The organism is Paraburkholderia sp. D15 (genome assembly GCF_029910215.1).
Classification (GTDB): Bacteria; Pseudomonadota; Gammaproteobacteria; order Burkholderiales; family Burkholderiaceae; genus Paraburkholderia.
This window is the reverse complement of the sequence record NZ_CP110396.1, coordinates 1,765,165-1,779,924: the sequence shown is the minus strand read 5'-3', so window position 1 is coordinate 1,779,924 and position 14,760 is coordinate 1,765,165. Positions and strand designations below refer to the sequence as shown.

At 65.1% G+C, this 14,760-nt stretch carries 15 protein-coding genes; 7 read left to right on the top strand and 8 right to left on the bottom strand.

All coding sequences use genetic code 11. From position 1 onward, the window contains the following. Positions 1-61: 61 nt before the first annotated feature. The 4 genes from LFL96_RS27820 to LFL96_RS27805 all read right to left on the bottom strand — a co-directional run bounded on the left by LFL96_RS27820 (position 62) and on the right by LFL96_RS27805 (position 4,329). On the bottom strand, positions 62-1,513 hold the full coding sequence (locus LFL96_RS27820) for a glycosyltransferase (RefSeq protein ID WP_281001113.1): 1,452 nt from the start codon (positions 1,511-1,513) through the stop codon (positions 62-64). Positions 1,514-1,586: 73 nt separating this feature from the next. Beyond that, positions 1,587-2,180, bottom strand: coding sequence for a cytochrome b (locus LFL96_RS27815; RefSeq protein ID WP_281001111.1), 594 nt, complete (start codon positions 2,178-2,180; stop codon positions 1,587-1,589). Positions 2,181-2,296: 116 nt separating this feature from the next. Then, positions 2,297-3,670, bottom strand: a complete 1,374-nt coding sequence (locus LFL96_RS27810) for an ATP-binding protein (RefSeq protein WP_281001110.1) — start codon at positions 3,668-3,670, stop codon at positions 2,297-2,299. Then, positions 3,667-4,329 (bottom strand): response regulator, encoded by a 663-nt coding sequence (locus LFL96_RS27805; RefSeq protein ID WP_281001109.1) that lies wholly within the window; start codon positions 4,327-4,329, stop codon positions 3,667-3,669. The genes LFL96_RS27810 and LFL96_RS27805 overlap by 4 nt, the downstream gene beginning before the upstream one ends. Before the next feature lie 120 nt (positions 4,330-4,449). Here LFL96_RS27805 and LFL96_RS27800 point away from each other — a divergent pair, with 120 nt between their 5' ends. Next, on the top strand, positions 4,450-5,238 hold the full coding sequence (locus LFL96_RS27800) for a hypothetical protein (RefSeq protein WP_281001108.1): 789 nt from the start codon (positions 4,450-4,452) through the stop codon (positions 5,236-5,238). 84 nt (positions 5,239-5,322) lie between these two features. On the opposite strand, the gene LFL96_RS27795 is transcribed toward LFL96_RS27800, so the two are convergent. The 3 genes from LFL96_RS27795 to LFL96_RS27785 all read right to left on the bottom strand — a co-directional run bounded on the left by LFL96_RS27795 (position 5,323) and on the right by LFL96_RS27785 (position 8,099). Further along, positions 5,323-6,438: a cyclopropane-fatty-acyl-phospholipid synthase family protein gene (locus LFL96_RS27795; protein WP_281001107.1), complete on the bottom strand. Its 1,116-nt coding sequence runs from the start codon at positions 6,436-6,438 to the stop codon at positions 5,323-5,325. 104 nt (positions 6,439-6,542) lie between these two features. Then, positions 6,543-7,325, bottom strand: coding sequence for a DUF1295 domain-containing protein (locus LFL96_RS27790; RefSeq protein ID WP_281001106.1), 783 nt, complete (start codon positions 7,323-7,325; stop codon positions 6,543-6,545). Between the two features lie 168 nt (positions 7,326-7,493). Next, positions 7,494-8,099, bottom strand: coding sequence for a lipocalin family protein (locus LFL96_RS27785; protein ID WP_281001105.1), 606 nt, complete (start codon positions 8,097-8,099; stop codon positions 7,494-7,496). A 207-nt stretch (positions 8,100-8,306) separates the two neighbouring features. Between LFL96_RS27785 and LFL96_RS27780 the strand changes: the two genes are divergently transcribed. From LFL96_RS27780 to LFL96_RS27765, 4 genes are all read left to right on the top strand, one after another. Beyond that, positions 8,307-9,200: a LysR family transcriptional regulator gene (locus tag LFL96_RS27780; RefSeq protein WP_281001104.1), complete on the top strand. Its 894-nt coding sequence runs from the start codon at positions 8,307-8,309 to the stop codon at positions 9,198-9,200. Positions 9,201-9,394: 194 nt separating this feature from the next. Further along, positions 9,395-10,465, top strand: coding sequence for an EamA family transporter (locus LFL96_RS27775; protein WP_281001103.1), 1,071 nt, complete (start codon positions 9,395-9,397; stop codon positions 10,463-10,465). Positions 10,466-10,660: 195 nt separating this feature from the next. Then, entirely contained in the window at positions 10,661-10,864 is a 204-nt protein-coding gene (locus tag LFL96_RS27770) for a DUF3562 domain-containing protein (RefSeq protein ID WP_281001102.1), read from the top strand. A 151-nt stretch (positions 10,865-11,015) separates the two neighbouring features. Beyond that, positions 11,016-12,119: an FAD-dependent oxidoreductase gene (locus LFL96_RS27765; protein WP_281001101.1), complete on the top strand. Its 1,104-nt coding sequence runs from the start codon at positions 11,016-11,018 to the stop codon at positions 12,117-12,119. A gap of 66 nt (positions 12,120-12,185) precedes the next feature. On the opposite strand, the gene LFL96_RS27760 is transcribed toward LFL96_RS27765, so the two are convergent. Next, on the bottom strand, positions 12,186-13,661 hold the full coding sequence (locus LFL96_RS27760) for a PLP-dependent aminotransferase family protein (RefSeq protein ID WP_281001100.1): 1,476 nt from the start codon (positions 13,659-13,661) through the stop codon (positions 12,186-12,188). A 157-nt stretch (positions 13,662-13,818) separates the two neighbouring features. On the opposite strand from LFL96_RS27760, the gene LFL96_RS27755 reads away from it, so the two are divergent. Both LFL96_RS27755 and LFL96_RS27750 read left to right on the top strand, forming a co-directional pair. After that, the gene (locus tag LFL96_RS27755) at positions 13,819-14,100 is read left to right on the top strand and encodes a hypothetical protein (RefSeq protein WP_281001099.1); all 282 of its coding nucleotides are present in this window, start codon (positions 13,819-13,821) and stop codon (positions 14,098-14,100) included. 58 nt (positions 14,101-14,158) lie between these two features. Then, on the top strand, positions 14,159-14,620 hold the full coding sequence (locus tag LFL96_RS27750) for a GNAT family N-acetyltransferase (protein WP_281001098.1): 462 nt from the start codon (positions 14,159-14,161) through the stop codon (positions 14,618-14,620). Positions 14,621-14,760 lie beyond the last annotated feature (140 nt).

Here is a 14,760-nt window from a genome sequence, read left to right as displayed (position 1 = left end):
GCGGGGTTTAGCGCCCTGGTGCGCGCGGCCGTGTCACGCCGCGCCCCCTCAAAAACCACCGCTAGCTTTCGTCGTGCGCGACGAGGCCGGAGCGGCGCTGCACGCCCCACGAGCGTCCGCCGCGCAAGAAATGCAGCCAGCCGAGCGCCGCGCCCACGTGCCGCACCAGCTGGAACGTGAACGGCTCGGCGACCGCCGCGAGCATCGCCATGCCGAGACTGGAGCCGGTGCGCTGACCGGTCCAGCGTCGATAGAGATGGATGCTCCACAGATAGAACGCGAGGTCGATCGCGGTCTTCAGGCCGATCACGCTGAAGATCGAGATGACGATCGCGCCGTGCCCGCCGAACAGAAACGCCACCAGCAACGCGAACGCCGTCAGGCCGTAGATCGGCTGCATGGTGTCGATCGCCTTGACCGGCAGCATCAGCATGCCGAGCGTGCCGTAACGCGGGTTGCCGGTCATGTCGCGGTTCCAGTACTGCGTCTGCAGGAAGCCCGCGAACCAGCGGCGCCGTTGGCGCAGGAAGCTGCCGAGGTTGTCCGGCGCGTCGGTGCGCGCATGCGCGTCGCCGACCACGCGCACGTCCCAGCCGAGACCGTGGTCGACCGAGTAGCGCCGCAGGCGATGGATCAGCTCGTAGTCCTCGACCAGGCACTGCGGGTCGAAACCGCCCACGTCGACCAGCGCATCGCGCCGGAACGACGCGAACGCGCCCGAGATCAGCAGCAGACTGTCGGCGCGCATCCACGCGAAACGGGCGATGAAGTTGCGCATGTACTCGTAGGTCTGGAACCACTGGAACACGCGGCCCGACGCCGACTTGCCGCAGACCGGCACCAGAATGCCGGCGGCGGCGACCAGCTTCGGCTCGTTCGCGAACGCGGCGCGCATCGCGTAGGTGGCATCGTCGTCGAGCAGCGTGTCGGCGTCGACGGTCATCACCGTGTCGGTATGCATCAGCGTGATCGCGGCGTTCAGCGCGCGCGCCTTGCCGCCGTGCGGCACGCGCAGCCAGTACAGGTTCGGATAGAGCGTGCTCGGCGCGCTCAACACGCCGTCGGCGGCCGGGCTCAGGCCGAAGCGTTCGGTCAGCAGCTTGCGCGTGTGATCGGTCGAGCCGTCGTCGGCGATCACGATCTGCGCCGGGCCGTGGGTTTGCCGCAGCAACGCGGCGAGCGTCACGGGCAGGACCGTCGCCTCGTTATGCGACGCGACGATCACGCCCATCGAGGGTAGATTGCGGCGGTCGTAATCGGGTTCGAGCGGCGGCGTACGACGCATCAGCGGCAGCGACTTCCACGTGACGAACGCGAGCAGCACGGTGTCGTACAGCACGTAGACGATGCCGGTCGACCACGCGAGCGCGCCCTTCAGAAAGAAGGCGCGCGCAAACAGCAGCACCCACAGCACCAGCACGCTGAGGTGAATCAGCGCGCTCAACGGCGTCGAACGACGCGGCAGGATACGGGGCGATGCAAGCGCGAGCGACTGTTCCAGAGTTTTCTTCAAAATGACGCTCGAATTCTTCGATGCAGCGGTTGACGGGGCAAAAGCGAGGACAAAAGCGAAAAAGCGCTGCGCCTCACGGCACCATGCGCTTGAACACCGACTTGCGATCGATCCACTGATGCTTCAACGCCCCGCCGATGTGCATCGCGAGCAGCGCATACAGCGCGTAGCCGAGCCACGTATGCAACGCGCCGAAACGGTCGTGCAGCGTCTCCTTGAGCGCCGGATCGAGGTTCATCACGTAACCGATGCGCGGCCACGTGAACAGATTGAACAGACGCATCGGATGCGTGGCCGCGTCCTTCCACGCCGAATCGTGCAGCCAGCCGGACAACGGCAGCGCGATCATCAGCAAATACAACAGGAAGTGCGCGACGTGCGCGGCAATTTTTTCCCACGACGGAAACTCGCGCGGCAACGGCGGCGGCTTGTGCGACACGCGCCACAGAATGCGCATCAGCGCGAGACCGAGCACGGTGATGCCGATCGACTTGTGCGTATCGACCACCGGACGCACCCAGTCGTCGGGCAGCGAATCGGCGCTCAAGCCCAGCACCACGTTGCCGATCATCAGCAACGCGATCAGCCAGTGCAGCGTCATGGCGGTGCGGGTGTAGCGCGTCGCCGGATCGTTCAGGTCAGACAGGGAATCGGTGCGGGTGTTCATCGTCGTGTTGTGTTCCGGTCGCGGCCGTGATGCCGCGAAAGCTGTTTGAAATAACGGCCATGCCGGAACGTTCGGATGACGTCCGGCATACTAGCCAAACGCCTTAGTGTGGGCTTTTATTCCATCGCGTGCAGGGCACTGTGTTTCATATTATTTCCCTGTTGCGTGACAAAGCCCGTGACCGCCACCACCAGGCCGCCGCCGGCGCCATTGCGCAGCGCCAGCGTCAGGCGGTGCCGTTGCGCGATACGCGCGGCAATCGCCAGCCCCAGCCCGCTGCCCGTGCCCCGCGTATGTTGACCGCGATAGAAGCGGTCGAGCACCCGCTCCATGTCTTCCTCCGGAATGCCGGGGCCGTTGTCCACCACCTCGATGCCGAAAAGCTCGCCGGTGATGGCGAGCACGACGTCGACCTTGCCGCCCGGCGGCGTATAGCGGATGGCATTGTCGATCAGGTTGTTCAGCAGCACGCTCACGCCGTGCGGGTCGGCGAGAACGTTGCAGGCGTCGTCCGGCGTGACCGGATGCCGGAACTCCAGACCGAGATCGATGTGCCGCGCTTCCGCGAGCAGCGAGAAGTCGCTGACCGCCTGCTCGCCGATCCGCCGCAAGCTGACCGACGTGCTCTCGCTACCGGGCTGCGCGTCTTCCCGCGCCAGCGTCAGCAGTTGCTGGACGAGCCGGATGATACGGTTCAGGCGCGTGTCGATCCGCTCGATGGTCTGGCCGTCGTCCTTCAAGGTGCCGTCGTTCGACGCGGCCTGCAACTGCAATTTGAGCGCGGCCAGCGGCGAACGCAGCTCGTGCGCGGCATCGGCGATAAACGTGCGCTGCGCCTGCGACGCGATATTCAGGCGCTGAAGCAGATCGTTCAACGCGTCGACCAGCGGCCGGATTTCGATCGGCAGATTCCCGTCGATATGCAGCGGTTCGAGCGAATCCAGCGACCGCGTGGCGAGCAGACGCGACAGTCCGCCGATGGGCGCCAATCCTCGCGCGACGACGAACAGCACCAGCGCGATCGTCACCGGCATCAAGAGGCCGAGCGGCCACAGCGTATGAAGCGCGAGGCGCAACGCCAGCGCCTCGCGCACGGAGACGGGCTGCGCAACCTGCACGAAGCGGTCCGGTTGCTGCAAGCCGAACACCCGCCAATGCTCCTCGCCCCGTTCGATCACGCTGTAGCCCGGCGGCAGACGCGCGAGCGTCGCCGCTTGCCGCGAGTGATAGACGAGCGATCCGGCGCCGTCCCAGATCTCGATCAGGATGCGGTCGTCCGCGATGTCCTTGAACTGTGAATTTTGCCGCTCGACCGTTTCGGCGGTGTCGAGACTCGACGGCAGCGACAGCGCGACCGTGCGCAATTCGTAGTCGAACAGTTCGTTGGCTTCCTCGCGGGCGGTGTGAAAGATCCCGAACGCGGCGATCCCCGACACGACCGCGAGACCGCAAATCAGCCAGCCCAGCAGCCAGCGGCGAATCGACTTCATTCGAGCCTCTTCAGCCGATAGCCGACGCCGCGCACGGTCACCACCTGCTCCGCGCCGATCTTGCGACGCAGGCTGTGTACGTGGACTTCGATCGTATTGCTGCCGACTTCCTCGCCCCATCCGTACAGCTTGTCTTCGAGTTCGGCACGGGTGAAGACGCGCGCCGGTTCCTCGATCAGCGCCTGCAGCAACGCGAATTCGCGCGGCACCAGCGCGACCGGCGCGCCGTCCTTGCTGACTTCGTGCGCGGCGGGGTCGAGGGTCAGGCCGCCGTGCGCATAGACCGGCTGCTTCTGGCCGGTGCGCCGCCGCAGCAGTGCGCGGGCGCGGGCCGCCAGTTCGTCGAGGTCGAACGGTTTGATCAGATAGTCGTCGGCGCCCGCGTCGAGACCGCGAATGCGGTCGTGCACCGAATCGCGCGCGGTCAGGATGATCACCGGTGCCTGGCCGCCTTGCCGGCGATAGCGATCGAGCAGGTCGATGCCGTCCTTCCTCGGCAACCCGAGATCGAGCAGCACGAGGTCGTACACGCCGTTGTCGAGTGACAGTTCAGCCGCACGGCCGTCGGCGGCCCAATCGATCGCGTAGCCTTCGCGCCGCATCGAATCGAGCACGGTCTCCGCAATCATTTCATCGTCTTCCACCAGTAGCAGACGCATCGCGCCCCCGTGCATTGACACCGGCCGCCATTGTCGCGCAATCCAGATTAACCGACCCTTAAGCAGCGGTTAAGCATCGGCCCAATAGTATCCGCCCCATCATCCAGCAAGGAGCGCGATATGAAAGGCAGTACTGGGAGCATGGCCCGACAGGCCATCAGCAAGGTCCCCGAAGTGACGATGGGTTTCTGGGTCATCAAGGTCGCCGCGACCACGCTGGGCGAAACCGGCGGCGACTGGGTATCGATGTCGCTGAACCTCGGCTACCTGATCGGTTCGGCGATCTTCCTCGCGCTGTTCGTCGGACTCGTCGCCGCGCAGGTCAACGCGCGCGCATTCCATCGCTTCCTGTACTGGGGGACGATCGTCGCGACCACCACGCTCGGCACGACCCTCGCCGATTTCGCGGACCGCTCGCTCGGTATCGGCTATCCGGGCGGCACGGCCGTCGTCGTGACGTTGCTGGTGCTCAGTCTGGCGATCTGGTATCGCAGCGAAGGCACCGTATCCGTGCAAAGCGTGGTCACGGCGAAAGCGGAGTGGTTCTACTGGATCACGATCCTGTTCTCGCAGACGCTCGGCACCGCGCTCGGCGACTGGGTCGCGGGCGACGATCGCGGTGGTCTTGGCCTCGGCTACGAATATGGCGCGATGCTGTTCGGCGCCGGGTTGATCGTCGTGGCCGCGCTGTATTTCTGGACGCGCGTGTCGCGTACGGCCTTGTTCTGGGCTGCGTTCATTCTGACTCGCCCGCTTGGCGCGACGTTGGGCGACTTTCTTGACAAGCCGGTCGCGCAGGGTGGGCTGCATATCAGCCGCCTGTATGCATCGGCGATCCTGCTGGTGTTTATCGTCGTGTGTATCGTGCTGGTGCCGAAGCGGGCCGCAGCGCGGGAAACGGCGGTCTAGCCGCGCAGCTTCATGCGATGGCGGCCGCCGCGCCAGGGGCGCCGCCACGCCATCGCATCGATCGCATCACGTGCATCACGTGCATCACGCCTGCCGCTTCACGAACCGGTAATGGCCGACGCCCCACTCGTTGCCGTTCGCGTAGCCGAACAATTCGGCGACCGCCATGTAGAACATGCGCCAGCGCTGCAACCACACTGCCGCGTCACGCGCGCCATAGGTGTCGACCAGCATCGGCATCACGCGATCGCGCGCGGCGTCGAGTGCGGCGAGCCAATGGTTGGCCGTGCGCTCGTAGTGCGTGCCGCTCACCCACCACTGCCGCTCCATCCGCAGATCGTCCTGAAAGTTCAGCAGCAACGCTTCGGACGGCATCGTGCCGCCGGTGAAGAAGTACTTCGACATCCAGTCGCTGCCGTCGCGCACCTCGAAGTGATACGCAAGCGTGCGGTGCACGAAGATATGCACGAACAGTTTCGCCTCGGCATCGTCGCGCATCCAGCGCGCGATTTTGGCGAGCAGCAGAGCGTAGTTCTTCATGTGCTCGAACATTTCGATCGACACCACGCGGTCGAAGCCGTCGCCCAACAGCGCGCGATCGAATTCGAAATCGACGACGTTGCCCGTCATGACCTTGAGGTTATGCAGACCCCGCTCCGCCGCGCGCGCTTCGATAAACGCACGCTGGCCGTGCGAGTTCGACAGCGCGACGATCTCCGAGCGCGGATAGCGCGCCGCCAGCCACAGCGACAGCGAGCCCCAGCCACAGCCGAGGTCGAGAATCCGCTGACCGTCGGCCAGTTCCGCGCGTTCGGCATAGCGCTCCAGCATTGCCGCTTCGGCGTCGGCGAGCGTTTCATCGCCATGCGGATAAAGACAGCACGAGTACTTCAGGTGCGGCCCGAGATGCGCATGAAAAAACGCCGCCGGCACTTCGTAATGCTGCGTGTTGGCGGCCTGCGTTTCGATCGCGATGGGACTCGCGCGCAGTTCGTCGAGCAGCAGGTTAAGGCGTCGCGCGCGCATCTCGCCGTCGTCGAGGGCTTCGTCGCGCAGACGCTGACGCATCAATTGACGCATGCCGAGGCGGATCAGGCGGTCGGGCAGCCAGCCGCGTTCGCACGCGTGAATCAGCCAGCCGTCGCCGGCATTGGCAGGCGCGGAAGGCGGCAGCGTGTGGCCGGTCGTGGAAACGCTCATGAGGCTGACTCCTTGTCCCATGCAACGGGGTAATGGTTATTTTTCCGAGCCTGACTTGCGTGGATGCGAAGCGGTGCGAGCACCCTCGGGCCCTTTCGTTCTGGTTATCTCTGCCGCCGTGGCGGCCATGGAATCAGTGCGCTGGTCGTGCGCATGTACTCGGCGTAACCGGGGCGCCGCTCCGCCATGCCCGCTTCGAGCAGCGGAATGCCGGACAGCTTGAGCAGCAGGAACGCCATCAGTATCGGCGGCAGCACGGTGAACCAGGCCCACGGCGTGCCGATCGACAGCGCGATGTACGCAAGCCAATGCACGCACTCGAAGAAGTAATTCGGATGCCGCGAATAGCGCCACAAGCCGACGCGGCACACGGCGTCGCGATTGGCCGGATCGGCCTTGAAGCGTTTCAACTGACGGTCCGCGATCCCTTCGCCGGCCACCGAGACGATCCACAACACGATCGCCAGCAAGGTCCAGCCGATGCGCGGTTCGTCGACCCGATACGACGGCACCAGAAACGCGAGCGACAGCAGCATCGAGACGACCACCTGCAACTGGAAGAACCAGAACATCTTGCTCGCCGCTTCGTCGCCCCATTCCTCGCGGAAGCGGTGGTAGCGCGCGTCTTCCGGTTTGCCGAAGTTGCGCCGCCACAGATGCGTGCCGAGCCGCACGCCCCACACCAGCCCGCCGAGCGCCGTGAGCGCGCGCATGAGCGGCGCGCCGTTGCCGAGCACCGCGTACAGCACGGCGACGAGGCCCAGCGAATACGCCCAGATCGGATCGATCATGCCCGCGTTGTCGGTCTTCAATTGCCACGCCCACGCGGCGCTGAAGATCGCGACGAGACCGATCAGGGCAATCACGGCGGCGGCTAGTGGCGGCATGAAGCTCTCGTTCGAAGTCAGTGAAGGTCAATGAGGGTCAGTGAGGCTCAGTGAAAAATCGATGCGGCTCGATGCGGTTTATACGCGGAGAAAATGGGATCGGATGCGGCGGGCTCCATGCGTGCCGCGCTCCATCGCGTTTCGCCCGCGCGTTCGCTCGTCCTTGCATCAGTCCTTATCCCCCGGCGACGCAAACCCCGCCTTACCCAACTGGTCCGGATGCTGCGGCACGCGTTTGAAGCGCGACGTGTCGTAGCCCATCGCGTCGAGTTTCGCGAGCATCGACCGATACGTGTCGTCGCTCATATCCGGCTCGCGCGAGAAGATCCAGCCGAGGTTCTTGCCGGGATAGCCGAGGATCGTGTAGCGATAGTCGGGATCCACGTACAACGTGAGTTGCGTCACATGCACCGGCCAGAAAATCTGCACGCTCCATTCGCCGCCGTCCTTGCCCGGCACTGGCGTATCGAGAAACTGATAGTGCTTTTCCGGCGCGTCGAAGCTTTTCTTGCGCGCGTAGTACGAGTCGTCGATCTTGCCGTCTGGCCGCAATTTCCATTCCGCGCGGCTCGCCACCATGTCGCGTTCGGCGAAGTACGGAATGTTCGCGATGATGTACCAGCGGCCCATGTAGCGCGGCAGATCGACCGGCACGGTGGCGAGCGGCTCGCTCGCGCGCGGATTGGGATTGGGCGGGTCGTTGGAGCACGCCGCGACGGACAGCAGCAGGGTGGCAGCGACGACGACAGCGGCAGCGGAGTACAGGCGACGCATGGCAGGGCCTCGAACATGGCGTGAGTTAACGTATTACGTTCGTCGGGGCCGGATGGATGCGGATGCGAGTGCGCTGGCGGAGGCTTCTATGCAAGTCAGATGAGCGGTTCGGCGAGATGGGGATATAAGGCTTTCCATAATGGAGCCGTAGCGGATGAATAATGCTACATTTCGCCCACTCCAGACTTCCACTCTCGAATCGCATCCATGGATAACCTCAGCGGAATCGTCGCCTTCGTGCAAACGGTGGAGGCTTCCAGCTTCGTCGGCGCGTCGCAGCGGATCGGCATTTCGCCGTCGGCGGTCGGCAAGAGCGTCGCGCGGCTCGAACAGCATCTCGGCGTGCGGCTGCTCCAGCGCAGCACACGGCGCGTCAGCCTGACGGAAGACGGCGAACGTTTCTACGACCGTTGCCGGTCGATTCTCGACGCGCTGAACGAAGCCGAATCGATGATGCTCGCCGCCAACGCCGTGCCGCGCGGACGCCTGCGCGTGAGCTTGCCGACGATCGGCTACCGGTTTCTGCTGCCGCTGCTGCCGGCGTTCACCGCGCGTTATCCGGAGATCGACCTCGAACTGGATTTCAACGACCGCATCGTCGACGTGATCGAAGGCGGCTTCGACGCCGCGATCCGCAGCGGCGAGCTGCCCGATTCGCAACTGATGGCCAAGCGCCTCGGCCCGTTCCGCTTCGTGCTGTGCGCGTCGCCAGCCTATCTGAAGCAGCGCGGCATACCGTCGACGCCCGCGGATCTCGCCGCGCACGCGTGCCTGCGGTTTCGCTTCCCGACCTCGGGCAAGCTGCAGCCCTGGGCCTTTCGTGGACAAGCCGACGACATGGCCGCGCGCTTTCCGACCACGTTGACGTGCAACAACATGGAGGCGTTGCGCGCCGCCGCCGAACTCGGCCTGGGGATCGCCTACATGCCCGATTTTCTGGCGCGCGATGCGTTGCGCGCAGGCACGTTGCAAAGCATGCTCGACGAACATCTCGCGGACGCAGGGCAGTTTTCGGTGCTGTGGCCGTCGAGCCGACAGTTGTCGCCGAAGCTGCGGGCGTTCGTGGACTTTTTGTCGGAGCGCTTGTTTAGCGAAGCGTAAGCGTCGCAAACGTCGTGTAAGTTTCCACACGGTGCCGCGCGTCGGTGCACGGATCGCGCTATCGTTCGGGTCTGCCTGCGCACCGCGTGCCGTGCATTGCGGGTCGCGCGTCGAGCCTTACCTGTTGCGCTATTGCGGTATTGCGCGTTTGCCGCGGCCCGTCCGTTCCCGCTTTTTTTATCGCTTCTCCCGCCATGTCCACGCGCCTGAACGCCGCCTTCACCGCCCTTCTCGCCGCTGCCCTGTTCGGCGCGACGACTCCGCTTGCGAAAGCACTGCTCGGCACGCTGTCGCCCTTCCTGCTGGCCGGACTGTTCTATCTCGGCAGCGGCCTCGGCCTCGCCACCGTGATCCTGCTACGCCGCCTGAAAGGCAACGCCGTCGGTCAAACCGACACCAGGCATCACCCGTCGTTTCCGCTTCGCGAGGTGCCGTGGCTCGCCGGCGCGATCGCCGCGGGCGGCGTCGCCGGGCCGGCGTTGCTGATGTGGGGCCTGCAAACCACCCCTGCCGCCGCCGGTTCGCTACTGCTGAATCTCGAAGGCGTGTTCACCGCGCTGATCGCATGGATCGTGTTCCGCGAAAACGTCGACACCCAGGTGTTCCTCGGCATGGCCGCGATCGTCGCGGGCGGGGCGGCATTGTCCTGGCAACCCGGCGCAGCGGGTCTGCCGGCCGGCACGCTGCTGCTGATCGGCGCCTGCGCGTGCTGGGCGATCGACAACAACCTCACGCGCAAGGTGTCCACGCACGACGCGATGTTCATCGCCTGCGTAAAAGGACTCGTGGCCGGGTCGGTGAATGTGCTGCTCGCGCTGCGCCTCGGCACGGCGTGGCCGACCGCCACGACCGTCGCGCTCGCGATGCTGACGGGTTTCGCGGGCTATGGCGTGAGCCTCGTCCTGTTCGTGGTCGCATTGCGCAATCTCGGCACCGCGCGGACCGGCGCCTATTTCTCGGTCGCGCCGCTGTTCGGCGTCACGCTGTCGTGGCTGCTGTGGCCGGAATTGCCGCCGCCGCTGTTCTGGGTCGCCGCCGCGCTGATGACGCTGGGCGTCTGGCTGCATATCCGCGAACGTCACGAACACGCGCATACGCACGACCCGCTCGATCACACGCATCGGCACCGGCACGACGCGCATCATCAGCACGAACACGATTTCGCGTGGGACGGTGAGGAGCCGCATACCCATGCGCATCACCATGCACCGATCACGCATGCTCATCCGCATTTTCCCGACATTCACCATCGCCATTCGCATTGATTTTTCGTTTCGCCCTCCTGCGCACGGGTTTGCGGCATCGCAAGACAAAAATCTCTGTGGAACGACATACTCGATAGGGCGATTCAATTGGCATCCACTGGAATCGCTTCCTTTAATGGAAACCCTGTTGCCCGCGCGCCGCTGCTTCCGGCGCGCTTCACTCGTGCCAAGCGCTTCGCTCAACTGGAGAGACCCATGTCGCAACCCGAGCCTAATGTCGACGAAGTGGTGAGAAGCATTGCAGAGGAGACCGATACGCCCACGGAAACGGTCTCGAAGATGTACGCCGACACCTTGGCCAGCTATCGGGACGAAGCACGCGTGTTCGACTACGTGCCGCTCTTCGCGGCGAAGAAAGTGCGCAACCAGTTACGTCACGGTTCGCATCGCAAACATTGATACGAGCGCGCGTGGAGACCACGGTTTGCCGCATTTCGCCGCGCGTCGCCGCTTCGTTTTTCCCTACGCCGATTCGCACGAAAATCCCTTACCGGATATTTTTTCGCGCTGCTAGACTCTGGCCCGGAACCTTTGACACGGGGGCGTGGGCATGCGGGTGACAATCGTAGGAGCGGGCATTGCCGGCCTGAGTACGGCGTGGTCGCTCGCGAAGCTGGGGCACGACATCACGCTGATCGAGCAGGGCTCGATTCCGAATCCGCTGGCCGCTTCGGGTGACCGGCATCGCATGATCCGCCGCGCGTATGGCGACGCCGACGGCTACGCCCGCAACATGGCCGAAGCATTCGATAGCTGGGATCTGCTGTGGAACGACCTCGGCGTTTCGCACTACGCGAATTGCGGCGTGCTCGGCATTTCGCAATTCGCCGGCGACGGCGCCGATGGTTTTCGCGCCGGCCTCGATCGCATGGCATTCGACTACGAACGGCTCGAACCGGACGAAGCGGCGCGGCGCTATCCGTTTCTCGATCCGGCCACATTCCGTTACGCGTATCTCGATCACGAAGGCGGCGCGCTGTTCAGCGAGCGCATAGCGCGCGACATGAAGGCGTGGCTCAAGATGCGCGGCGCCGATATCCGCACGCATACGAAGGTGCTGTCGGTCGATCCGCACACCGCGTCCGTACGACTCGACGACAACAGCTTTCTGCGCGCCGACCGGCTCGTGGTCACCGCCGGCGCGTGGACACTGCAACTGTTTCCCGCGCTCGCCGAAACGCTGATGACGTTCCGCAACGCGGTGGCCTACATGGAGCCGCCCGCCGATCTCGAAGAGGCATGGGTCAACGCGCCGGCCATTCTCGACATCGGCGGCGCCAGCGACGGTTACGTGATCCCGCCGCTCGACGGCCTGGGTCTGAAGTTCGGCGCCGGGATTCACAAGGTCCATGCGCTCGATCCCGAAGCGGACCGCACCGCGGCGCCCGGCGAGGGCGACAGCATCCGCCGTCTGTTCGCGCCGCCGCTGCGCCGTCTCGGCGATTACACCGTCTCCGAAGTCAAAACCTGCATGTACACGTTCACCGCGGACAGCCGTTTCTTTTCGAAGCGGATCGGCAATACGCTGGTGGTGTCCGCGTGTTCGGGGCACGGTTATAAATTCGGCGCGGCGATCGGACGGCGCGTCGCTCACGCGCTGGAGAGCGACGAGGATGCAATGCTCGCGCGGTGGCTGAAGGCGGAGATGGTGTGAGCCGTGGTTTGAGACGTGGTTTGAACCGCGGTTAAGCCTGGTTCAGACCGACTGCTTTATGCCGCTTCATAACATGCCGCGCACCACGCTCGCGAGCCGCGCCACCAACGCATCCGCGTCCTGCGGCTTGACCCGTGCATAGCCGAGCATGAAGCCGTTGTAGTGCGCGGCATCGCGCGCCGGCGGCTGGCAGAACGCGCTCAACGCGGCGATATGCAACCCCTGCGCGCCGGTCGCCGCGCTCACGTCCTGATCGCGCAACGGCGCGTCGAGCCGCACCGTCAGATGCATGCCCCCGCCGTCCGACGAGACCGTCATCAGATCGCCCATGTGCCGCTCGATCGCGTCCACCAGCGCGGTGCGGCGTTGCTGATAGAGACGCCGCATGCGCCGCAGATGCCGCGCGTACTTGCCGCTGTCGATGAAATCCGCCAACGCGATCTGTTCCGCCACACGCCCTTGCCGCGCGATCTCGCTCAGCGTGTCGTCCACCTGTGCGACGAGATGCGCGGGCACGATCATGAAGGCCATGCGCAGCGCCGGAAACATCGTCTTGCTGAAAGTACCGAGGTAGATCACCGGCGCGTGTTCGACGAGACCTTGTATCGACGGTAGCGGCGGCCCGTTGTGCCGCAGTTCGCTGTCGTAGTCGTCTTCGATGATCCACGCGCCATGCGCCACCGCGTTCTCGATGATCGACCCGCGCCGCTCCAGGCTCAGCACGCTGCCAAGCGGATATTGATGCGACGGCGTCAGATACAGCAGACGCGGCGGCGTACGCTTCCAATGGTCGGGAGTCGGCGCAATGCCGGCGGCATCGACGGGAATCGGCACCAGCTTCAGGCCTGCCGCCTGAAACGCCGCCTTCGCGCCGTGGTAGCCGGGGTCTTCGACCCACACGCTGTCGCCCGCATCGGCGAACATGCACGCGCACAGATCGAGGCTCGCCTGCGTGCCGGCGGTGATGAACACCTGCTCCGCCGAACAGCGCACGCCGCGCGACACGCGCACGTATTCGGCAATCGACCGGCGCAACGCCGGATGCCCCGAGTTGTTGCCGTAACCCAGTTCTTCCGGCTCGATGGTGCGCCACGCGCGCTCCATCGACGCCCGCCACTGCGCCAGCGGAAATTCGTCGAGGGCAGGCACGCCGGGGCGAAACGGCGTGGGGTCGTCGGGACTGGTGCGCTCACGCGGCAGATCGGTCACGCGCACCGACAGGCCGCCGTCCACCGCCTGGAGCCGGCCGCTGGCCGAGGCGGCGGCAGCCGCATCCGCCCCGCTCACCCGCTTGACGATGGAGCCATGCCGGCTCGCATCGATAAAGCCCTCCTCCGTGAGCCGCTCGTACGCGTACAGCACCGAATTACGCGCGATGCCCAGTTGCTCCGCCAGCGCGCGGCTCGCGAGCAGCCGGCTGCCGTGCCGGATCGCGCCGTCGAGAATCGCGCGGCGCAGGCTCTCGTAGAGCAGGTCCTGCTGCGTGAGCTTGCGGCCGCCCAATGTGCGCTCGACGTTCGACATCAGCAGACCGTAGTCCAAGGCGTGGCTCCAAAATTTGATAGCTGTGTGGAGCTAACAATGGTGCCACAAATTTCTTATGCTGATGGCTCGGTTATCGCCACGCGGCGCTTGCGCGCAGCCTGTAGGTCACTTGGGCGTCGCCATTGGCGATGCGAAGAGAATAAAGGGGAACGTCATGAACACGCGCATTCGTGAGGCTAGCGCGACACACCTACGCGTCGGCGCCGCGGCAACCTGCTGCGTGGCGCTGGCTTGCGCCGCTGCCGTCTACATCGCGCTCGACCCGGTCACGACCGCACGCGCGAATCTCGACGCCTGCGTACGCGACCGCCTGGCGGCGCGCGGCAACGCGGCGGCTTCGGCGAAGTCGGGCGCAGTCACGGCACAGGACGTCAGCCACGAAACGCACGATCAAGCGCTCAGCGCCGCGATCGATGCGTGTTCGAACCAGCCATGACTTGACGCTCGCGGACCACCCCGATCAATTCAACCACTCTCCCACCAGGAACACACCCATGTCCGACTCGATCCACATCCGCCCCGTCACCCCCGCCGACTTCGATGCCTGGCTGCCGCTCTGGGACGGCTACAACGCTTTCTACGGCCGCTCGGGCGAAACGGCATTGCCGCGCGCGGTCACGCAGATCACGTGGGCGCGTTTTTTCGATGCCTACGAACCGATGCACGCGCTGGTCGCCGAACGCAACGGTCAGTTGCTCGGCCTCGTGCATTTCCTCTATCACCGCCACACCACCATGGCGGCGCCGACCTGTTATCTGCAAGACCTCTACACGCTCGACACCGAACGCGGCAAGGGCGTGGGCCGCGCGCTGATCGAAGCGGTGTATGCGCGCGCGAAGGCCGACGGGCTCGAGCGCGTGTACTGGCAGACGCACGAGACCAACCACACGGCGATGAAGCTCTACGACCAGGTCGCGGACCGCTCCGGCTTCGTGGTGTATCGCAAGGCGCTTTGATTCCCTCGCGCCATGACGCTCAAGTTTTGCGCGCGGTGTGCCGTTATCGCCATTGGACGGAGCTACACGCGGCTCGCCATGCGGCACCTCGGCGAAAACTTGGGCGATCTCCTCATGGAGGGGCGCGACACGGAATCGGA